Source organism: Spirillospora sp. NPDC047418 (assembly GCF_040643275.1).
Taxonomy (GTDB): Bacteria; Actinomycetota; Actinomycetes; order Streptosporangiales; family Streptosporangiaceae; genus Spirillospora.
Genome location: NZ_JBEYTW010000025.1, coordinates 20115 through 40865, shown reverse-complemented (window position 1 = coordinate 40865; position 20751 = coordinate 20115). Strand labels below are relative to the sequence as shown.

Annotated in this window: 19 protein-coding genes, 1 tRNA gene and 1 pseudogene; 14 read left to right on the top strand and 7 right to left on the bottom strand. The window is 70.7% G+C overall.

Annotation, left to right across the window (positions count from 1 at the left end):
• Positions 1-142 precede the first annotated feature (142 nt).
• Both ABZ806_RS17980 and folP read left to right on the top strand, forming a co-directional pair.
• Positions 143-1222, top strand: coding sequence for a tetratricopeptide repeat protein (locus ABZ806_RS17980; RefSeq protein WP_500218421.1), 1080 nt, complete (start codon positions 143-145; stop codon positions 1220-1222).
• Positions 1223-1272: 50 nt separating this feature from the next.
• Positions 1273-2175 (top strand): dihydropteroate synthase, encoded by a 903-nt coding sequence (gene folP / locus ABZ806_RS17975; protein WP_500218420.1) that lies wholly within the window; start codon positions 1273-1275, stop codon positions 2173-2175.
• Here the strand turns inward: folP and ABZ806_RS17970 are convergent.
• Positions 2172-2828: a dihydrofolate reductase family protein gene (locus ABZ806_RS17970; protein WP_500218419.1), complete on the bottom strand. Its 657-nt coding sequence runs from the start codon at positions 2826-2828 to the stop codon at positions 2172-2174. The two genes, folP and ABZ806_RS17970, sit on opposite strands and share 4 nt — an antisense overlap.
• A gap of 98 nt (positions 2829-2926) precedes the next feature.
• On the opposite strand from ABZ806_RS17970, the gene ABZ806_RS17965 reads away from it, so the two are divergent.
• Positions 2927-3727, top strand: coding sequence for a glycosyltransferase (locus ABZ806_RS17965; protein ID WP_500218418.1), 801 nt, complete (start codon positions 2927-2929; stop codon positions 3725-3727).
• A 531-nt stretch (positions 3728-4258) separates the two neighbouring features.
• Here ABZ806_RS17965 and ABZ806_RS17960 read toward each other — a convergent pair.
• Positions 4259-5011, bottom strand: a complete 753-nt coding sequence (locus tag ABZ806_RS17960; protein WP_500218417.1) for a GntR family transcriptional regulator — start codon at positions 5009-5011, stop codon at positions 4259-4261.
• Positions 5012-5407: 396 nt separating this feature from the next.
• Between ABZ806_RS17960 and ABZ806_RS17955 the strand changes: the two genes are divergently transcribed.
• The gene (locus ABZ806_RS17955; protein ID WP_500218416.1) at positions 5408-5647 is read left to right on the top strand and encodes a hypothetical protein; all 240 of its coding nucleotides are present in this window, start codon (positions 5408-5410) and stop codon (positions 5645-5647) included.
• A gap of 69 nt (positions 5648-5716) precedes the next feature.
• Here ABZ806_RS17955 and ABZ806_RS17950 read toward each other — a convergent pair.
• The 3 genes from ABZ806_RS17950 to ABZ806_RS17940 form a co-directional block, all read right to left on the bottom strand.
• A tRNA-Thr gene (locus tag ABZ806_RS17950) sits at positions 5717-5789 on the bottom strand.
• Positions 5790-5830: 41 nt separating this feature from the next.
• Positions 5831-6592, bottom strand: coding sequence for a polyphosphate polymerase domain-containing protein (locus ABZ806_RS17945; RefSeq protein ID WP_500218415.1), 762 nt, complete (start codon positions 6590-6592; stop codon positions 5831-5833).
• Entirely contained in the window at positions 6589-7170 is a 582-nt protein-coding gene (locus tag ABZ806_RS17940) for a DUF4956 domain-containing protein (protein WP_500218414.1), read from the bottom strand. Before ABZ806_RS17940 ends, ABZ806_RS17945 begins: the two co-directional genes overlap by 4 nt.
• Before the next feature lie 147 nt (positions 7171-7317).
• Here ABZ806_RS17940 and ABZ806_RS17935 point away from each other — a divergent pair, with 147 nt between their 5' ends.
• The 4 genes from ABZ806_RS17935 to ABZ806_RS17920 all read left to right on the top strand — a co-directional run bounded on the left by ABZ806_RS17935 (position 7318) and on the right by ABZ806_RS17920 (position 11048).
• Positions 7318-7587, top strand: coding sequence for a hypothetical protein (locus ABZ806_RS17935; RefSeq protein ID WP_500218413.1), 270 nt, complete (start codon positions 7318-7320; stop codon positions 7585-7587).
• Positions 7571-9022 carry a sensor histidine kinase gene (locus ABZ806_RS17930; protein WP_500218412.1) on the top strand — a complete coding sequence of 484 codons (1452 nt, stop codon included), beginning with the start codon at positions 7571-7573 and terminating at the stop codon, positions 9020-9022. Before ABZ806_RS17935 ends, ABZ806_RS17930 begins: the two co-directional genes overlap by 17 nt.
• Positions 9019-9678 carry a response regulator transcription factor gene (locus ABZ806_RS17925; RefSeq protein WP_500218411.1) on the top strand — a complete coding sequence of 220 codons (660 nt, stop codon included), beginning with the start codon at positions 9019-9021 and terminating at the stop codon, positions 9676-9678. Before ABZ806_RS17930 ends, ABZ806_RS17925 begins: the two co-directional genes overlap by 4 nt.
• Before the next feature lie 128 nt (positions 9679-9806).
• Entirely contained in the window at positions 9807-11048 is a 1242-nt protein-coding gene (locus ABZ806_RS17920) for a cytochrome P450 (protein WP_500218410.1), read from the top strand.
• 50 nt (positions 11049-11098) lie between these two features.
• On the opposite strand, the gene ABZ806_RS17915 is transcribed toward ABZ806_RS17920, so the two are convergent.
• A complete protein-coding gene (locus ABZ806_RS17915; protein WP_500218409.1) occupies positions 11099-12157 on the bottom strand; it encodes an FAD-binding oxidoreductase in 1059 nt (352 codons plus the stop codon).
• A 311-nt stretch (positions 12158-12468) separates the two neighbouring features.
• On the opposite strand from ABZ806_RS17915, the gene ABZ806_RS17910 reads away from it, so the two are divergent.
• From ABZ806_RS17910 to ABZ806_RS17885, 6 genes and pseudogenes are all read left to right on the top strand, one after another.
• A complete protein-coding gene (locus tag ABZ806_RS17910; RefSeq protein ID WP_500218408.1) occupies positions 12469-12753 on the top strand; it encodes a GlsB/YeaQ/YmgE family stress response membrane protein in 285 nt (94 codons plus the stop codon).
• A 222-nt stretch (positions 12754-12975) separates the two neighbouring features.
• Positions 12976-13503, top strand: a pseudogene (locus tag ABZ806_RS17905) (TerD family protein); the annotation flags it as partial.
• 1596 nt (positions 13504-15099) lie between these two features.
• Entirely contained in the window at positions 15100-15387 is a 288-nt protein-coding gene (locus ABZ806_RS17900) for a DUF485 domain-containing protein (protein ID WP_500218407.1), read from the top strand.
• Entirely contained in the window at positions 15384-17048 is a 1665-nt protein-coding gene (locus tag ABZ806_RS17895; RefSeq protein WP_500218406.1) for a monocarboxylic acid transporter, read from the top strand. The genes ABZ806_RS17900 and ABZ806_RS17895 overlap by 4 nt, the downstream gene beginning before the upstream one ends.
• 245 nt (positions 17049-17293) lie before the next feature.
• Positions 17294-19453 carry a S8 family peptidase gene (locus ABZ806_RS17890; RefSeq protein WP_500218405.1) on the top strand — a complete coding sequence of 720 codons (2160 nt, stop codon included), beginning with the start codon at positions 17294-17296 and terminating at the stop codon, positions 19451-19453.
• A gap of 109 nt (positions 19454-19562) precedes the next feature.
• Positions 19563-19862, top strand: coding sequence for an SHOCT domain-containing protein (locus ABZ806_RS17885; protein WP_500218404.1), 300 nt, complete (start codon positions 19563-19565; stop codon positions 19860-19862).
• A gap of 194 nt (positions 19863-20056) precedes the next feature.
• On the opposite strand, the gene ABZ806_RS17880 is transcribed toward ABZ806_RS17885, so the two are convergent.
• Positions 20057-20671, bottom strand: coding sequence for a MarR family winged helix-turn-helix transcriptional regulator (locus tag ABZ806_RS17880; protein ID WP_500218403.1), 615 nt, complete (start codon positions 20669-20671; stop codon positions 20057-20059).
• Positions 20672-20751 lie beyond the last annotated feature (80 nt).

Genomic DNA, 20751 nt, shown 5'->3' with positions numbered 1-20751 from the left:
GTCGACCTTCACTCGCCTAGACTGCTGGGCTGAGACGAGATCGCGAGAGACGGCAAGGGGCCCCATGGATCACGGCGTTCCGCCTCAACGGCAGAGCCCAGAGGGTGACCGGCTAGCGGAGCGCATGCGGACGGCGTCAGACATGGAGAAGGCGTCCATCCTCGTCGATCACCTGGCGCCCGGTACCTCTGACGCTCCCTCGGCCTGGGTGGACGAACTCGTGTCCCGTATAGAAGAGTTCGGGTTCTCCGTGCCGCAGATCAGGCGGACGGCTACGGATCTCGCATGGATGGCGCGGACGAGTGCGCAGCCGTACCTGAACGATGACGACCGGGCACGTATCCAGCAGGTGAGCAATACGCGAACCGCCCGGCTCTGCCTCGCCTACATCGATGGCCAGAGGCTTCGCTTCGACTACAGGTTTGAACTGCTTCACCGCAGGTGCCTCGACTGGCTGACCGAATTCGAGGATGACGCCCTGATACGAAGCCTCGCGGCGTTTGCCGCACTGGGCACTCGTTCATCCAACGGTCTCAATATGTTCCGACGCGCGGTAGACGCTCCCGACGCGGACGATAAGAGCAACCAGGTGTGCCTGACAGCCATCTGGTTCGCGGACCACCTGCCGGAGCAGCCGACAATAATGCTGCGTCTCTCCGACGAGATGATGGCGCGCGGGCAGGAGAACGAGGTCGTCTACTATCGACGGGCGACGGCATACCGTAAGCTCGGTCAATTCGATGAGGCGCTTTACGAGATAGACCGCGCGATAGAGGGCCTCGGCGTCGGTGACGTACTCAGGCATGAACAGTTCGTGCAGGAGCGGCGGGCCATCGTCCTCGCACGTGACCTGCAAGGACAGATCCAGCGCAGCGCCGACGATATCGCGACGACCATCGGCGACCGGGTGGACCAGAAAATAGCGGCAGCCTCGGCTGACCTGGAAGAGCGGCTGAACGAGGCTTCGCTGCGAATGGCGCAGCGCATCGACGTGGCGCAGGAAATGGTGTCCTCGGGTCTGCTCAAGATGGTCGAGATACTTGGGCTGTTCGTCGCGCTTGTCGGCTTTGTCGTTGGATCGGGTACCGTGGTCGTCAAGGCTAAGGACTTTGAACAGCGCGCGCTGGCCATGGGGCTCGTGGTCGTCGGCGCGCTGATCTTCTTCGGTCTCCTCCGGCTCGTGACGAGCGTCGGTCGGCGGCGGGTGCGAGCAGACAGGTAGTCGACTGTCCGCTTGCTATGCTTGGCGTCCGATTCGACTTAGGTGGTTCAGTGACCGAAAGAAACTCGATCTACTATCCCGAGATCATCAGTCCACAGCGGACGATCGGGCAACGTACGTTTGATTTCTCCCGGCAAGTCGCTGTCATGGCGATAATCAACCGTACCCCCGACTCATTCCATGATCGCGGCCGTACGTTCGCGTTGGATAAAGCGCTCGCCGCTGTTGAGAAGGCGCTAACTAAGGATGCCGACTGGCTTGACATAGGAGGGGTTCCGTTTGCTCCGGGCCCTCCGGTCAGCATTGAAGAAGAGATAGACCGTGTGGTGCCCGTCATCGAGGGCGCCCGGTCCCGCACGGACGCGGTCATCTCCGTTGAAACGTACCGTCCGGAGGTGGCCCGCGCCGCCTTCGCCGCTGGCGCCGACGTACTGAACAACACGAGCGGCCTGCATGACCCGGCGCTCGCCGACGCGGTGGCAGAGGCCGGCGCCGGCCTCATCATCACGCACAGCCTTGCAGACCCGCGGACTCCCTACCCTCGTCCGCAGTATGACGACGTGGTCTCTGAGGTCGCCGAGTTCCTCCGTCAGCGAGTCACCCTGGCAGAGAAGCGAGGCGTACCCGCTGACCGGATCATCATCGATCCCGGCCACGACCTGAACAAGAACACCCGCCATTCACTCGAACTGACGCGCCGACTGCCGGAGATTGCTCAAATCGGCTACCCGCTGCTAGTGGCCGTCTCCAATAAGGACTTCATCGGCGAGACACTGAAGCGAGAGCAAGAGGACCGCATAGAGGGCACGATTGCCACCCTCGTTGTCTCCATCCTGAGCGGTGCCCGCATCGTGCGCGTCCATGATGTCGAAGAGGCACGGCAGGCGGTGAACATGGTCGAGAGCATTCTCGGCTGGCGCCCTCCCGCCTACATGCGCCACAACGTTATCTAGGGCTGCGCCATGCGGTAGCGCAGGTACACGTAATTTCCGTCCTGCAGCGTGTGGCAAAGCTCCATGCTCTGCATGTCCATAACCGGGCCGTCCAAGATTCGCGCGGCGTCGCCGGCGGTGACGACCGGGCTCAACGTCAGACAAAGCTCATGCAACCAACCCGCGGCGGCAACCTCGGCGAGGACGACCGGGCCCCCCTCGCAGAGCTGGCGCGTGTAACCCTGCTCCGCCAACTTCTGCAGCGCCCCGCCCATGTCCGCGGACTCGGCACCGCACACCATGACCTCCGCGCGTCTCTCGGCCTCGCGCAGCCGGTCGGCCGGCGCAGCGTCGCAGGTGATGACGATCGGCGGTGTGGGCGCCTCGACGAACAGCGGTCCGTCGAAGTCGAGTCGAAGACTCCGCGACACAATCGCCAGCTTCGGCGCGGCGGGCGGATACGTCCCGTACTCCCGGACGGTCGTCGCTCCCATGATCACTACGTCGGCCAACGTCCGGAGGTGCTGCATGAGAGTCCAGTCGCCCTCATACCCGAGCGCGCTCGTGTTGCCTCGGTACTGGATCCCGCCGTCAAGCGTCGTGATCATGTTCGCCCGCAGCCACGGCGTCGTCTCGGGATAGGCGTACTGCCCCAGCATCGCGCTCACGTCCATCTGAGCACTGTAGGCGACGCCCTCTCCCTCCCCCCGCCTCGGACTATGTGAGGATTCAGGGCCGGATGTCCGGGCCGGCGTCCGTCAGGAGAGGTGACATGCCGCTGATCTCGATCATCACCGCCGTACGCGACCCGATACCCGACTACCTGCGGCAAGCCGCTGCCGGCGTGGCCGCGCAACGCCTCCCGTCCGGCTGGGAACTTGAGTGGCTCGTCCAGGAGGACGGCGAGAAACCCGCGGCCCGTGACCTTTGCCCCGGCGCACTCTATGAGGCGAACGGCGCCCAACTCGGCACCGGAACGACACGGAACTTCGCACTGAGCCGCGCACGCGGCGAACTGGTCGCGGTACTCGACTACGACGACGTCCTTCTCCCCAATGGCCTCGCAACCCTGATCCCCGCCTTCGCCGAAAACCCCGGCATCGGCTGGACGATCGGCCAAGCGGACGACCTGATCGACGGGCGCCGCGTGCCCTATCCACTCGCCTACCCCTGCGGCCTGGTCCCGGCCGGAACCATCGGCCATCTATACGAACAGACTGGCCTATGCCAAGCGGCCTGCGCCGGCCTGGTCGCGCCCACCGACCTAATCCGCGCGTTCGGCGGCTGGGGCGCTCTCCCTCGTGCGCAAGACGTAGCCCTCTTCATCGCACTCAGCGAAGTCTTCGACGGCTACCAAGACCCCTCCGTGACCTGGCTCTACCGCAAGCACCCCGACCAGAGCACCCACCCCACAAAGACCGACACATGGGCCAGGCACCAAGACAACTTCATACGCCAACGCCTAGACGCCATCCGTACTCACAACCCGGTCTCTCTCGCAGTAAAAGGAGACCTTCCGAAGCTTGGGCCTCGACTTAAGAAGGCTCGGGTACGGATAAATCATGTCGACTAATCAGGTCTGCGATAACTGCCGTGCAAAGAACCATGCCGGGTGTGACCGGGTCGCGCAGCCATGTCCCTGCAAAGACGTCCCTTATCCCGAACATCGGAGCTAGGGCCGGAGACTCGACAGGGCGACAACTTCCGGCTCACAGCGGCCCAGGTGCACGCAACTCTCAGTTCGGCTGGTGCTCAGGGCCGTTTATGCTGTGGGCCGGTCGTCCAGGTCGCCTTGTTGAGGCGCTGCCAAATGATGCGCTCGACCTCGGCCAGGGCTTCGGTCAGCGCAGGGCATGGGTAGGCGCGCGTCGCGCTCTCCGCTGAGCTGCACGGCCAGGACGGTGCGGGGACCCTATGCCATTGCGGCGAGGCCACGCTTGTCCAGTGTGGTTATCAGGGCGGACGCTGCGTCGCGCCATTCGCGTTGACCGCCGGGCGCGCAGGGACTCGTCACATCCCCGAACCGTCCGGGTTCGGGGAACGCCTCCGGGGCGGGCTGTGACGCGTCCACGTCGTCGGAGTGTGCTCCTCCCCGGAGCGGGCTCTACTTCGTGTGGTGGATGGCCTGCTGGTTGCGGAGAACGAACCGGTCACCGCGCATGATGATCTCGGCCGTCTCAAGGGGAATGGTCCCCGCGAAGTGCGTGCGCTGGATGTGGAACACGGGCACGCCTGCGTTGATCTTGAGGCGGTGCGCCTCGTCGGGGGTGGGCATGCGGGTACGGATGTCCTCCTGGACGTCGGTGACATTGAACCCGATCGACGCGAACCGAGTGATCACGTCGGGCTGTCCGCGTTCGCCGGCGGCGGGCGTCTCGATCTCGGTTCCGCCGGTGATCGCCAGGGGCTCCCACTGGGTGCTGATCATGACCGTCTCGCCGTCGTGGTTCCACGTGTAGACGGCTTCGCTCACCCGGTCGCCGGGCTCGATGGCGAGGCGCTCGGCGATGCCGGGGTCTACCTGGACCTGTCGGTGCTCGGCCCGGACGTCGTAGGCGTAGTGTCCGGCCTCCTCCTCGATGAGGTTCGCGGGGCGGCCCTGCCCGTACCTGTCGGCGGTGTACCGCAACAGCTCCCGCGTCGTCTGGACGAAGACGCCCTTGCCCTGCTGGGAGTAGACGAGCCCCTCCTTCTCCAATTGCGCGATCGCGGCCTTCGCGGTCGTGGTCGAGATGTCGAACTCTTCGCGTAGGTCTCGCTGACTCGGCAACAGGCCGCCCGGCTCGTACTCGCCTCGGCTGATGCGGTCTCGCAGGACGTCCGCGACCCGTGCATACGCCGGTTGCGTGATCGCCATCGCAGTTCCTCTCTTAGTGTTCATAGCGGGCTGCGCATACTTAGAAGGTTAACACACTAAGTACGTCTGGTTTCCTCGTCTTCCGACTCGTCCGCTGCGGTGGGCGTGGCCTGAACGGCGGCGGACTGGTCATGACTGACTTCGCCCTGGTGCTCGGAGGCCCCGGCCGCTGCGGCGGCCGGGCTCTGGGACTGGCGCCGGTCTCACCCGGCCTAGTTCTGGTACGGCATCGGCTTCCCGCTCCGGGCTGCTGCTGGTCTATCTGACGTGGCATCACGCCGCCTCGGGCTGCAAGCTCACCCGCAACCGGCGGCGGTTCCGGCTCACTCTCGACGCCCTCCCGGTGGGCCGTCGGGTCGAGCCGCGCAACGTCAAACCGGGCTTTCGAGTCGCGGTGTGCCGCTGCTTGGGGGCAAGGTCATCCGGGTTCACGACACCCGGCACACGTCCGACAAGCTCCTGGCCGGGCTCGACATCCACCCTTGTGTCGCCATGCAGATTCTCCGGCACAGCAAGATAAGCCTGACCATGGAGATCTACACCGAGGTACCCCTAGAACAGACCAGGGCGGCGCTCAAACGGCTCGGGGATCACCTGCGGCAGGTGGGGGACGGCAGCGACGGTAAGTCGTCGTAGCTACACTTTGTTGCTGTACCTGTTAGCAAACAGCCCCCTTCCGTGATCGCAAGGGGGCTTTGAGCTGGGAGCCGGCGAGGGGACTTGAACCCCTAACCTTCTGTTTACAAGACAGATGCTCTGCCAATTGAGCTACGCCGGCGGGCTCGTTCCGCATCGTAGTCGACTTCGTGGGAGTCGCGCTCAGGGCCCCGTGGGGGTGAAGTAGCGGCGTAGGGGGCGGTGCCAGGGGTTGGATGTTGTGCCCGGGTAGAGGGCGGCTATCGCCAGGCAGTACTTGCTGAGCTTGGTCGGGCGTTGGCCCAGGTGGCGTAGTAGGCGGTCTGCTGGGGCGTCGGGGGTCTCGGACTTGGATTCGAGCAGGACCCACGCTTGGTCTGCTTCGATGCTGGTGGCTTGGGCGGTGCAGACCAGGGCCGTGTCCAGGGTTACGCGGCCTGTGCCTTGGCGTTGGACGAGTGTGGTGCGGTTGTAGGACGTCGTCGCTGTTGGGGTCAGGGGCGATGGGGGGTTCATCCGGTAGGCCGATAGGAGGGTCTGCCACAGGAAGTCGTGCGCGGACGGGGTCAGTTCGGTGCGGTTGGCGGGGTCGTAGGGCATGCGGCGTTTGTCGGTCGAGTCTCGGGTGCCGCTCAGTTTCACCTCGAAGGTGCACTCGCCGCTGTCCAGGTACGTCCGGGTGCGGATTTTGAAGCGGCGGCGCCTGTCCTGCAGGTGCTGCCGGTAGGTGAGGAGGTCGGGGGTGTCGAAGTAGGTCGAGGTGTAGCGGAACGTGCGGAGGCCGTCGATTTCGAGGGCCGCGTAGGTACCGGCCATCGCCTCCAGGAGGCGCGGGAGTAGCAGGGAGGGCACCAGGTACTTGCGGTCTAGGCGGAGTTGCAGAGTGGAGCGGGCCAGTACCTCGGTCAGGTCGACCGCGGGAAGTGCCGCCAGTGGGGTGGTCATCGGAGGCTCCGGGTGGTGAGCCGCTGGTGTTCTCCACGGCGGTAGCGGACGTCCACCACCATGACGTCCCGGACGTAGTCGACCTCGGTCACCGTCTGCCGCAGGACGGTGCCGCCGAGCCGGTTCTCCAGGTCGGCGCGCAGGGCTCCGTCGTCGCCGTGCACCACGTCCAGTGTGATGAGGCGGTGCTGGGTGCGGGCCAGGAGGCGAGGATGGTCTGCGGCGTACATGACCGTCAGCAGGACGATGTTCAGTGTGAGCGTCACCGACGGGACCTGGGCGGCCAGGCCGTTGACCAGGCCGAGGGCCAGGGCGACGAAGTAATAGCCGACCTCCTCCTGGGTGAGGGCGCTGGAGCGTAGGCGGATGATCGACAGCACGCCGAACAGTCCGAAGCCGATCGCGAGGTCCGCGCGCTGGAGCAGGAGGAGCGATACGACGGTGAAGACGCCGACGTTGACCGCCACGTAGGCGAGTTGGAGGTCGCGTCTGCGGTGCCGCCGGAAGTAGATCAGGTGCGCCAGTGCCGTGATCGCCACCAGGTCGGTGGCCAGGCCGTAGACGATGTCGTCGCGCACGGTGCCCTCCTTCGGTCGTGTGATCGAGAGACTCTCGCCGGTCGATGAGGCGGCGGTGAGGCCAGGGTGAGGGCCTTCTCATCCGGATGAGAGGGTTCTCATCCGCGACGCGTCGCGGGAGGCGGGGCGGCGGGAGATAGTGGGCGCATGGCCACCCGTGCGGCGATCGCCGGTGTGGGGACGGCGGCTCTGGTCACTCTCGGCCTCGCCGCCGGGTTCGCCCGCGCCCAGACAAGTGACCCTCCGCGGCTCGGCGACATCGTGCGGGTTTCGCCGCCGGTCGAGTCGCACTCCAGGACGCCGTCCGAGGCGGCGAGTCCGGTGCCCAGGCAGAAGGCTCGGCCCGTGCCGGCGCCGCTTCCGCCGGGCAGCGATGACGATGACGACGTCGATGACGGCGATGCCGACGACGACTGAGGCGCACGGTGTCAGCGCCCGGGCCCGCATCGTCGGCTGGATGCTGCTGCTGGTCGCGCTCGCACTGGGCGGGTCGGTCTTCGCGACCTGGTCGGTGCTGTCGGCGCGGCTGGACGAGCGGGTCAACGAGGAACTGGGCCACGAGGCCGCGAAGCTCCGCGAGTACGCCCAGAGCGGCGTCGACCCGGCGACCGGGCGTCCGGTGCGGGACGTCCGGACGCTGCTCACCGCATACCTCGCGCAGAACCTGCCGGACGGCCACGAGTCCTTCTTCAGCATCGTGAACGGCCGCGCGGACCGCCGCAGCCCGTACCCGCCGCCCGCCCGGCTCGACCATGACGCGGCCTTCGTCGCGCGGGTCGCGCGCGCCGGCCGTCCGTCCCATGGGTGGGCGGACAGTGCGGCGGGGCGTGTCCGGTACGCGGTCCTGCCCGTCCGGGTGGCCGGTGATCCGGCGCGCGGCGCCCTGGTCGTGGTGCAGTTCCGCGACCTGCAGGAGGATGAGGTCGTCGAGACGACGCGGGTGCTCGGGATCACGGCGTTCGGTGCGCTCGCCGCCGCCGGGCTGGCGGGCTGGCTGATCGCGGGGCGGGTGCTGGCGCCGGTCCGGCTGGTGCGGCAGGCCGCCGAGCGGATCGGCGGGTCCGACCTGACGCGGCGGCTGGAGGTGCGCGGCAACGACGACGTCGCCGCGCTGGCCGCCACCTTCAACGTGATGCTCGACCGGCTGGAGGCGGCGTTCGCGACGCAGCGCCGGTTCGTGGACGACGCGGGGCACGAGCTGCGGACGCCGCTCACCGTCATCCGCGGGCATCTGGAGCTGATGGGCGACGACCCCGGAGAACGGGCCGAGACGCGGGAGCTTCTCCTGGACGAGCTCGGCCGGATGAGCCGCATCGTCGAGGACCTGCTGGTCCTGGCCAAGGCCGAACGCCCCGACTTCCTCGCGCCGGGCGAGGTGGACCTGGCCGACCTCACGGTCGAGACGGTCGCCAAGGCGCGCGGGATGGCCGCCCGGCGGTGGCGGGTCGGCGACGTGGCGGAGGTGCGGATGGTCGCCGACCGGCAGCGGCTCACGCAGGCGCTCATGCAGCTCGCGGCGAACGCCGTCCGGCACACCGGCGAGGACGACACCATCGAGATCGGTTCGGCGGTGCGCGGCTCCACGGTCGTGCTGTCGGTGCGCGACACCGGGCCGGGCGTCGCCGAGGCGGACGCCGGGCGCATCTTCGACCGGTTCGTCCGCGCCGGTCCGGGGCCGCGGCCGACGGATGGCGCGGGGCTCGGGCTGGCGATCGTCGCCTCGATCGCCCGCGCGCACGGCGGGCGCGCGGCAGTCGAGCACCCGCCCGGCGGTGGTGCCCGGTTCGTCCTGGAACTGCCGCTGTGGCCGGCCGACGCCGCCGCGGTGCCCGCCGTCAAGGAGGACGCATGAGCCGGATCCTGATCGCCGAGGACGAGCCGCGCATCACGTCCTTCCTGGAGAAGGGCCTGGGCGCGGCCGGGTTCGGCACGGCCGTCGCCGCCGACGGCGTCACCGCCTGCGAGCAGGCCCGCGGCGGCGCGTTCGACCTGATGATCCTGGACATCGGGCTGCCGCTGCGGGACGGGTTCACCGTGCTGCGCCGGCTCCGCGAGCAACGCGTCGCGCTGCCCGTCATCATCCTCACCGCCCGCGACAGTGTGGCCGACACCGTCGCCGGCCTGGAGGGGGGCGCCGACGACTACATCCCCAAGCCGTTCGCGTTCGAGGAACTGCTCGCCCGGGTGCGGCTGCGGCTGCGCGCCGACCGGATCCCCGAGCCGACGCTGCTGCGGGTCGGCGACCTCGCCCTGGATCTGCGAACCAGGCGCGCCCACGTCCCCGGGCGGACGGTCGAACTGACCTCGCGCGAGTTCGCGCTCGCCGAGATGTTCTGCCGCAACCCCGACCAGGTGCTGACGCGGGAGCAACTACTGGCGCACGTGTGGGGCTTCGACTTCGACCCCGGCTCGAATGTCGTGGACGTCTACGTCCGCTATCTGCGGCGCAAACTCGGCGCCGGCCGCTTCGAGACCGTGCGAGGTACCGGCTACCGCCTGCGCCCGTAGCGCGCGGATCCGGTGGCCGGAGGTGGCCCCGGAAATGGGGATCGGCGGGAGCGTTTTACGGTGGGGATATGGGTGCGTTGGGTGTTGCCGGACCCGGGAAAGCTGAAGCCTTCCGGTGGTGGGGGCGGATGGCCCGGAGTCCGCTGGGGACGTATGTGGGGCTCGCGACCCGGTACGGGGACGCGGTGCGGGTGCCGTTCGGGAGGCGGCGGGCGTTCTATCTGCTGTCGCGCCCCGAGCACGCCGAACGGGTCCTGGTGGCCAACCAGGACAACTATGTGAAGGCGTTCACGTACCGGCCGTTGCGGGCCGTTCTCGGGGACGGTCTGCTCACCAGTGAGGGCGAGACGTGGCGGCGGCATCGGCGGCTGGTGCAGCCCGCCTTCTCGCAGCGGCACGTCGTCGGTTTCGCGCCGCAGATGGTGGAGACGGCCGTCCAGGGCGTCGAGCGGTGGCCCGACGGAGTGACGCTCGACGCCGCCGGGGAATTGCGGAAACTCACGCTGGACATCGTCGGGCGGGCGCTTTTCGGAAGTGCGCTGGCCGGGGAGGCGGGCCGGACCGGGCGGGCGCTGGAGGCCCTGCAAAGGGGCGCCGTGATCGGCACGTTCCTGCCGGGGGCGACGGCGAAAAGGGAGATCTACCGGCGCGTGCCGGGACTCGGGGGCGCGCTCACGCATCTGGACGGGCTGGTGCGGCGCGTCGTCGAGGGATCGTCCGGCGGGGAAATGCTCAATCTGCTCAAGGAACGCGGCGAACTCGATGCCGAGGAACTCCGGGACGAGGTCCTGACGCTCCTGCTCGCCGGGCACGAGACCACCGCCGCTTCGCTGGCCTGGACGCTGATGCTGCTGTCCAGATACCCGGCGGCCAGGGACCGGCTGGAGAACGAGGTGGACGAGGTCCTCGGCGGCCGGGAGCCGAAGGCCGAGGACGTCGATGACCTGCCGTGGACGAAGGCCGTCCTTTCGGAGGCCATGCGCCTTTACCCGCCGGCCTGGACGATCGAGCGCGACGCGGTCGAAGGCGATGACATCGCGGGTGTGCATGTGCCGGCCGGGTCGACCATTGCCGTCCCGCCCTATCTGATTCACCGGAACGCGGAGATCTGGCCCAATCCGGAGGGCTTCCAGCCGGAACGGTTCATGGGGGAGCAGCAGCGTCCCCGGTATTCGTACCTGCCGTTCGGGGGCGGCAGGCGGATCTGCGTCGGCGCCGGATTCGCGATGCTGGAGGCGACGCTGGTCCTCGCGACCATCAGCCGCACCCATCGGCTGGACCTCGCCCCCGGAGTGAGCGTGCCGTGGCGGGCGGAGATCACGTACCGGCCGGCCGGGGCCGTTCCCATGCGGGTCTCCCGCCGAGCGTGACGACCCCGATCCCGAGCCCGAGTCCGAGCCCGAGCCCGTTTCCTCGCATCTCAGGCGGGCGGGATGTTGTGGTTGCGGTGGAACACGTTCTGCGGGTCGTAGGCGCGCTTGACCTCGCGGAGCCGCCGGAAGTCCGCCGGGGTGTAGGCGGTGGCCGTCCTGGCCGGGTCGTGCAGGAAGTTCAGGAACGAACCGCCGGTCGCGTACGGCAGGAAGGCGGCGTCGTCGGCGTCGGAGCCGTCGACGGTGAGCGAGAACGGAACGCCCCTGTGCCCGACGGGGCCCGCGTCCGCCGCCGGACGGGCCATCGCGCCGCCCCAGTGCCGCACCTCGATGCCGGACGCGCGGCTGCCGGCGATCGCGGCGATCAGCGCGTCGGGAAGATCGGCGTGAAGGTGGAAATGGTGCGGCGCGGTACTGCCCAGCGACTCGGTCCCGGCGTACGGCATCGTCCGGAAATCGTCCCGGAGCGGAGGCCCGCCGGCCTCGCGCAGTGACCGCAGCGCCCGGACGCCGCCCGCGGCCGGGCCCGCGTAGACCGCGCGGACGGCGACGACCCGGCCGTGGACGGCGTGGTCGGTCAGCGCCACCGAGACCGACAGCGCATCGGGACGCGTGTCCGCCTCGTCCCGGAATCGGGCGAGGATGCGGGCGGCCCGCTCGACCGGGAACAGCGCGATCCCGCCGTAGACCGCCGAGACCGGGTGGAGCCGGAACTCCAGCGACGTCACGACGCCGAAGTTGCCGCTGCCGCCCCGCAGCGCCCAGAACAGGTCGGGGTGCCGGTCGGCGTCGGCGGTCAGGTACCGGCCGTCGGCGGTGACGATCCGCACGCGCAGCAGGTGGTCGGCGGCGAACCCGTACCGGCGGGCCAGCCATCCGACCCCGCCGCCGAGGGTGTAGCCGGTGACGCCGACGGACGCGTGCGACCCGGACAGCGGCGCGAGCCCGAGCGGCGCGGCAGCGGCGATGACGTCGCTCCAGCGGGCGCCGGCGCCGACGCGGGCGACGCGGCGGGACGGATCGACGAGCACGCCGGACATGCGCGACGTCGTCAGCAGCAGCCCCTCGTCCGGCGGGACGACCGTGCCGTGCCCGGTGGCCCGCACGGTCAGCGGCAGCCCCGGTCGCGGGAGGCGAGGATCGCGGCGCGGGCGTCCGCCGGTCCGGTGGCGTCGGCGGTCAGCGGCTCGGTGCCGAAGGCGGTGGCGTTCATGGTCCTGTCCTTCCGGAGGGCGGGCCCCACATGGGTGCCGGCTTCGTGCCTCACACACTATGGTCACGGAACCTGATAATCAAGATTCGTGACTAAAATGAGCCGCCACGGCGCGCCGGGACGGCGGCATCCGCCCGCCACGGAAGAGTCAGCGCAGGTGATCAGCGCAGGTGAGAGGCCATCCTGAGTGGGCACAGGGGCGGCATGAACATTACGGGGATCATCTCGGCGATCATCATCGGAGCGATCATCGGGGCGGTGGGCCGGCTGCTGCTGCCCGGCCGCCAGCCGATCGGCGTCATTCTCACCGTGATCGTCGGCATCATCGCGGCGATCATCGGGACCGGGATCGCGCAGATCATCGGCGTGCGGACCACCTCGGGCATCGACTGGATCGAACTCGTCTTCCAGGTCGGCCTCGCGATGCTCGGCGTCGCCCTCGTCGCCAGCCTCCAAGCCCGCCGCAAGCAACGCCGCATGCCCCGCTGACCCATCGCCCGCCCCCACCCTGTGGAGCGGGGCTAGCACCGACCGTGGCCGCGTGTCAGCGACTTCACGTTCCGTGGCCGGACCCCGCCATATCTTCGTGCGGACGACCGATCACCCCCGCTGCGGTGGAATGCTCGGCCCCGGCCCGCTCCCGGCCGCGATGGTCATCGCGGTGGCCGACGACGCAAGTCCGGTCGATACGGGGAGTGGCGCGTGCAGAACATGCTCAAGGGGGCCAACGCCGAGCTGGCGAGCCTGACCGAGGCGAAGGGGCCGGTCACCGTGGCCCTGCGGTGGGCCGACCCGTCCGGCAGCGGGGAGGCGGACGTCGCGGCCCTGCTGGTCGCAGGCTCCGGCAAGGTTCGCGACGACGGCGACTTCGTCTTCTACAACCAGCCGGCCAACCAGGACGGGTCCGTCCAGCTGCTGGGCAAGACGCCGACCGGCGGCGGCAGCGAGGACCGCATCATGCTGGACCTCGCGGCGCTCCCGGCGGACGTCGAGCGGGTCGTCGTGACGGCCAGCCGGTACGCCGGGGCCACCTTCGGCGATCTCGACGATCTCGGCCTGACGCTCTACGACAGCACCGGCGCGGCGCTGCTCGGCTTCGACATCGGCGACGCCGGGACGGAGACCGCGTTCGTGTTCGGCGAGCTGTACCGGCGGGGTGACGGCTGGAAGTTCCGGGCGGTCGGGCAGGGATACGAGTCCGGGCTCGCCGGGCTGGCAGGCGACTTCGGCATCAACGTCGAGGACGGCGACAGCGACACCGACGGTGCCGCCGATGCCGACGCCGACGAGACGCCCGCCGACCGCGCGGCCGCCGAGAACGCCGAGAACGGCGAGGCCACCGCGAAGCGGCAGAGCCCACCGGTAGCCGAGGAGGCGACCCCATCCGAGAAGGACGCCGGGAAGCGGCGGCCCGCGCGCGTCCGCACCGCGAAGAAGCGCAGCACGCTGCCGAAGGCGCCCAAAGCGGACCTCGCCGACCACCCGTCCTGGCAGAGCTCGCGGCTGTTCCCCGTGGCCGGGCTCCGCAACGAGCACGAGCGCGAAGCGCGGGCGACGTCGACGCTGCTGGCGGTGATGGCGCAGGTTCCGGAGTTCGGGCGGCGGCTCACGGCGCGGTTCGGCGCGCCGGCCGGCACCGTCCAGACGTTCGTGGAGACGTCCTTCAAGCACGGCGACACCAAGGTCCGCCCGGACGGGGCCATCCGCGTCGCGCGGGCCGGCCGGATCTGGACGGCGCTGGTCGAGACCAAGACCGGCGGCAGCCCGCTGAAGTCCGACCAGGTCGAGGCGTACCTGGAGGTCGCCGCGCGGAACGGCTACGAGACCGTGATCACGCTGTCCAACGACCTGGCGCTGGACGGCGAGCACCCGCTGACGGTCGACAAGAGGCGGCTGCGCAAGGTCGCGCTGCGGCACCTGTCCTGGGCGGAGGTCGCCCATGAGGCCCACATGCTGTGCCACCACCACGGGCTCGCCAGCCCCGTCCACGCGTGGATGCTCGGCGAACTGCTGCACTACCTGCGGCACGACAACGCCGGATGCCAGGGGTTCCAGGACATGGGCGCGTCGTGGGTGCCGATGCGCAACGCGATCACGGCGGGCACGCTGCGTCCCGGCGACCGGCACGTGGAGCGGGTCGCGGAGAGCTGGGAGAAGCTCGTCCGGCAGCTGTGCCTGCGGCTGAGCGGGGAGACCGGGCTGAACGTCGCGCCGGTGACGCGGCGCAGGCGCTCCTCGGACGCCGCCGCCCGGCGCGCGGAGGTCGTGGCGTCGCTGCTGGAGGCGGGGCGGATGGGCGCCGAGATCCGGATGCCGGACGCCGGCGGGCCGGTCCGGGTCGAGGCCGATCTGCGGACCGGGCAGATCGAGACGAGTGTGGCGATCCCGGCGGCCGTCCGGGCCCGCGCGCTGACCCGGGTGCAGTGGCTGCTGCGGCAACTGGCGGACGCGCCGCCGGAGCTGCGCGTGGAGGCGCTGGCGGACGGGTGCGACGAGGGCCCGTGCGACCTGCTGAAGAACCTGCGGAGCGAGCCGGGGCTGCTCGTGTCCGGGGGCGAGATCACCTCGTTCCGGCTGACGCTGTCCACCGGCATGGGCGCCCGGCGGGGGACGGACGAGGCGGGCTTCGTGCGCAGCGTCGACGTCGCCGTCGACCGCTTCCACCAGCAGGTGATCCAGGCGATCGAGGTCGAGACCGACTAGGGCCCCGAGCAGAGCGTCGGGCAGGGGCTTGCGTATGCATCTCGCAAAACGGGTCTTGTCGTACGTGAATCTTTGATCTCATAGTGCGCTCGGATCAATGCGGAGAGTCACGTCCGGTCAGGGGGAGGCCAGATGGTCGGGGGACTTGCGCCGGTGGCGGAGTACGAGAGGTTCCTGCTGCTCAGGAGGAGGTTCCGGCGCGCGGCCGCGGTGGTCGCCGGGGTGTTTCTCGGGTGGTATTTCGTCTATGTCGGGTTGTCCGCGTTCGCCCGCGGCTTCATGGCGCGGACGGTCGTCGGGCACGTCAACGTGGCGCTGCTGCTCGGCCTGCTGCAGTTCGTCTCGACGTTCGCGCTCGCCGCCGGGTACGCGGCCTACGCGCGGCGGCGCCTGGACCCGCTGGCCGGTGAGCTGCGGTGAGCGGGCGGACGCTGACGTTCGGGCTGTTCGTCGTGTTCATCCTGATCACGCTCGGGATCACGATCTGGGCGCGGGCGAACACGCGGGGCGCCGACGACTTCTACGCGGGCGGCCGGACGTTCTCCGGCGCGCAGAACGGGGTCGCGCTCGCCGGCGACTACATGTCGGCCGCGTCCTTCCTCGGCATCGCGGGGATCATCGCGCTGAACGGCTACGACGGGTTCCTGTACTCGATCGGCTTCCTGGTGGCGTGGCTGCTCGCGCTGCTGCTGGTCGAGATGGTGCGCAACGCGGGCCGGTTCACGATGGGGGACGTCCTCGCGCGGCGGGTCCGGCGGCAGGCGCCGGTGCGGCGGGCCGCGGCCGTGTCGACCGTGACGGTGTCGGTGTTCTACCTGCTCGCGCAGATGGTCGGCGCCGGCGCGCTGGTGTCGCTGCTGCTCGGCATCCACCGTGGCGAGCGGTTCCTCGGCATGGACGCCGGCACCGCGAAGACCGTCACGATCGTCGCGGTGGGCGCGCTGATGATCTTCTACGTGGCGTTCGGCGGGATGAAGGCGACCACCTGGGTGCAGATCATCAAGTCGGTGCTGCTGATGGCGGGCGCCGTCGTGCTGACCGTGCTCGTCCTCGGCAGGTTCGGGTTCGACGTCAGCTCGCTGCTCGGGTCGGCGGCCGACGCGAGCGGGCGGGGCGAGGCGTTCCTGCGCCCCGGCGAGCGCTACGGGCGGGACGTCCCCGGCGACGCGTACCAGACGATCGTGAACAAGCTGGACTTCATCAGCCTGGCGCTCGCGCTGGTCCTCGGCACCGCCGGGCTCCCGCACATCGTCAGCCGGTTCTTCGCCGTCCCCGACGGCCGCGCCGCCCGCAGGTCGGTGTCCTGGGCGATCGGCCTCGTCGGCGTCTTCTACCTGATGACGCTCGCGCTCGGCTTCGGCGCGGCGGCCCTCGTCGGACGGCAGGCGATCGTCGCGCAGGACCCGTCCGGCAACACGGCGGCGCCCCAGCTCGCGCAGGCCGTGGGGGAGCACATCGGCGGGCGCCTCGGCGGGGACGTCCTGCTGGCGTTCATCGGCGCGGTGGCGTTCGCGACGATCCTCGCGGTCGTGTCGGGCCTCGTGCTGGCGTCGTCGGCGTCGCTCGCGCACGACTACTTCGGGCAGGTGCTGATGCTCGGCCGGCCGCGCGAGTCGCAGGAGGTGGCGGTCGCGCGGTTCGCGTCGTTCCTCGTCGGCACGCTCGCGATCGTCCTCGCAGTGGTGGCGCGGAACCTGAACGTGGCGTTCCTGGTGGCGCTGGCGTTCGCGATGGCGGCGTCGGCGAACGTCCCGGCGATCGTGCTGTCGCTGTTCTGGCGGCGGTTCAACTCCGCCGGGGTCGTCGCCGGGATCTACGGCGGGCTGGCGAGCGCGCTGGTGCTCGTGTTCTTCTCGCCGATCGTGTCGGGGAAGGCCGACCCGGTGACCGGCGACAGCCTGTCGCTGTTCCCGGCGGGTGTCGACTTCCACCTGTTCCCGCTGGAGAACCCGGGTCTCGTGTCGATCCCCATCGGGTTCGCGTGCGCGGTCGCCGGGACGTTCCTCGGACGCGACAAGTCCGACACCGAACGCTATGACGACCTGTCGGTCCGGGCGCTCACGGGCGCCGGCGCGCACTGACGCGGGTCTCGCGGAGCGCCGGGCACCGGGCGCCGGGCTGACGCGCGCGGGTGTGGGCGGGTTAACATTCGTCCACCCGGCGGTTACCCGCGAGTACAGAGCGCCTGGCGGGGAAGGGCGGGGGAAAGATCCACAGTGTCCCGGGCCTGCCCGAATGTGCCGAGTGCCGGGGCCGGGGCGCGGTCGTCATGGCAGAATGTCACCCGCCGTGGAGCGCGGCGGTGGCCGGAGGGAGGTGCGGCGGCGTGTCCGAAGCCGGTCGACGCCGTCAGGGGCGATCCCGACCGACCCGACCGACTCTGTCCCCGCACCGGCTCGGCGCCCGGGCGACCGCGGTCCTGACCGTCGTCACGCTCGGCGCCGCGGTGGCCGTGCCGGTGGCGATGGTCTCCGGCGGGGACGGCCCGGCGCGGCAGCAGGCCGTCCGCGGGGCGGCGGCCGGGGCGCTGGTCAACGCGCGGGCCGACCAGATCCGGTCCCGCGAATGGCACCTGAAGGTCCTGCACGCGCAGAAGGCGTGGAAGTACACCAAGGGGCGCGGCGTCACCGTCGCCGTCCTCGACACCGGTGTCGACGCGAACCATCCCGACCTCACCGGGCACGTGGTCGGCGGGCCCGACCTCACCGGCGGCGTCCGGTCCCCCGGCACCCGCTACTGGGGCCTGCACGGGACGTCGATGGCCAGCATCATCTCCGGGCACGGCCACGGCCCCGGGCTGTCGCAGGGGATGATGGGCGTCGCGCCGCTCAGCCACGTCCTGTCCGTGCGCGTCACGCTGGAGAACGACGACCCGCTGCGGCGCGACAACGGGCAGCAGAACGGCGACACCGGCGAGCACGACGCGGTCGCCCAGGGCATCCGCTACGCCGTCGACCACGGCGCCGGCATCATCAACATGTCGCTCGGCGGCGGCCGCCAGTTCTACACCGGCACCAAGTCCCAGGAGAGCGCGATCAAGTACGCGCTCGGCAAGGGCGTCGTGCTGATCGCCTCCGCCGGCAACGACGGGTCCGGCGCCAACCGGGAGAACTTCCCCGCCTCCTACCCGGGCGTGATCGCCGTCGGCGCGCTCGACCGCCGGCTGCGCCTCTGGAAGGACAGCAACCGCCGCTCGCACGCCGCCGTCTGCGCCCCCGGCGTCGACATCGTCAGCGCCGACGCCAGCAACGGCTACGTCGTCGGGACGGGCACGAGCGCGTCGTCGGCGATGGTCGCGGGGGTCGCCGCGCTGGTCCGCTCGCGCTATCCGAGGCTCACCCCGGCCGAGGTGCGGCAGGCGCTCATCCAGGGCTCCCCGGCCCGCCGCGGCCACCCGACCGGCTCCGCCGCCTGCCGCGGGACGGTCGACGCGCTGCGCACCCTCTACGCCGCACACAAGATCAACAAGACGTCCAGCGGGCCGGTGGAGACGCAGCCGCCCGCGCCCTCGCCCACGCCGACGCCGGTCACCGCGCTGCCCGAACGGGACGCCGGGGTCCTGCTCCCGCTCGTCCTCGGCGGCGGCGGGCTGCTCGTCGTCCTCGGGCTCGTGCTCGGCTGGCGGCAGCGGCGCCGCCCCGAGGACGACATCGAGGAGACCGAGGACGTTCCCGAGTACGGGCTGCCGCCCGCCCCCGCCGCCGCGCGCGAACCCGCCCCCGTGGTGCCGGGGCCCGCCGCGCCGGGCTCCGCTGTGCCGGGGCCTCCTGTGCCGGGGCCTGCCGCGGCCGCCCCCGGGCAGTCCGACGGGGAGCCGGGGTGGGCGCCGGTCAGCGTGCCGCTGTGGCAGAACACGCAGGCGTACCAGGGTCCGCCCTTCGATTCCGTCCCGCATGCCGACGCCCACTGGAGCGCCGCACCACCGCCGGACCCGTCGCATCGGGACGGCCCGCCCCGTGAGCCTTCGTCCTGGGGCGGCCCCGAACCGTGGGCGTCCCCCGGCGGCGAGCCGCTGCCGCCGCCCATCGAGCCGAAACAGCCCCCGATGATGTCGCACGAGTTGCGTCCGTTCGTCCCGGGCGAGTTCGCGTCGAACGGGCACGCATCCGGCAACGGGCTCGCCAACGGGCACGGCCATGGCAACGGCCGCCACGCCAACGGCCGCCACGCCGCCGACCTGAACGCCGCCGCCGACCTGGACGCCGCCGCGGACGACGACGAGCCCACCCTCGACGACGCCGACTGGGAGGCGTTCCGGCGCGGCGCCCTGGCGGACCCGGGAGCGACCGATCCGCTCCCCGCGGTATCCACCGAACCGCCGGACGACGTGCCGCCCCCGCCCGTACTCCCCGTGGACGAGCAGGCGACGGGGGCGTTCCCCGCCGTCCCGCCGTCCGATCCCGGCGACGCCGAACCCCCGTACGGGCCCGGTTCCCGGGATCCGCGCCCCGCCGAGGACGAGGACTACCGGCCGCCCTGGTGGTGAGCGCGGTACTCCGCCGGGCGTAGGGCGAGTGCCTCCGGCCGGCCGACGCGGCACCCCGTACCCGTCGCCGAGCATCGACGTATCCGCACACAGGAAGGGTCGATGAACCATGTTGACGACGTTGGCGGCACAGGCCGCGGCGATGCACCCCGGCGGCTGGCAGGACGGGGACGCGCCCGCCTTCTGGCCGGTCTTCCCGATCACGTTCGGCCTGTTCTGGCTGGCCGTGCTGGGAACGGTGTTCTATCTGATCCGCCGCCGCATGACCACGGGTTCCACGGCGGCCGCGGCTGCGGCGGCCGACCCGATGGCCGGGGCGCGGTCGCTCCTCGCCGAGCGCTTCGCCCGGGGCGAGATCGACGAGGACGAGTACCTGATGCGCCTGTCCACCCTCCGCAACGGCGACTGACCGCCGTCCCCCGGCAGGGGCTCACCAGGGCCGCGCACCACCGCGCCCGCCCCGGGCGGCCGCCCTCGGCTCGGAGACCGCTCTCGACTCCGGCCGGGGGCAGCGGCGCGCGCGGAGGCTCCTGCCACGACGTGCGGCGGCCGCACGCCGCTTCGCCTCCGCCGTACCCCGCCTCGCCTCCGCCGCGGGCCGGGTCAGTCGGCGGCGGCTTCTTCGAAGATCCGGCCGATGCCGTCCGAGTACTCCGGCGCGTGGGTGGCGGCGTCGGCGAAGCGGGTGAGCAGGTGGGCGAACTGGGCGCGCTCGTCCGCCGTCCAGCCGCCCATGAGGGCGTCGAGGTAGGCGCGGCGGGAGCGGTCGGCGACCCGCTTGACGCGCAGCCCGGCCTCGGTCAGCCCGAGGTTGGCGCGGCGCGCGTCGACGGGGGACGGGCGGCGCGACACCAGCCCGGCGTCGATGGCGTGGCCGACCAGCCGGCTCGCCGTGGACGGGTCGATCTCCAGCCGTTCCGCGACGGCGCCGACCGTGACCTCGCAGGGACGGGCCGCGCACTCCGGCCTCTCGGCGGCGGCCGTGAGGGCGGCGACGGCGTTCACCACCATGAGGTTCGACAACTGCAGCGGCCGTCCGTCCGCCCCGGCGGAGGTCTGGGCGCGGATCCGCCGCATGAGGTCGGGCTTGGCCCACACGCGGCGCAGATGGAACAGCGCCATCGCGATGTCGGTGAGGGCGGGATCTCCCTGCGGCCCGGGCGGCGCCGGTGCGTCCGGCTCGGCGGGCCGTCCCGTGGCAGGGGTCTCCGTCGCCATGCAAGGTCTCCGTTCGCGTGTCGGAAGCCGGACGCTGCGAACTCCTCACTTTAACCTATGTAGTCTGCACACGATCGGGA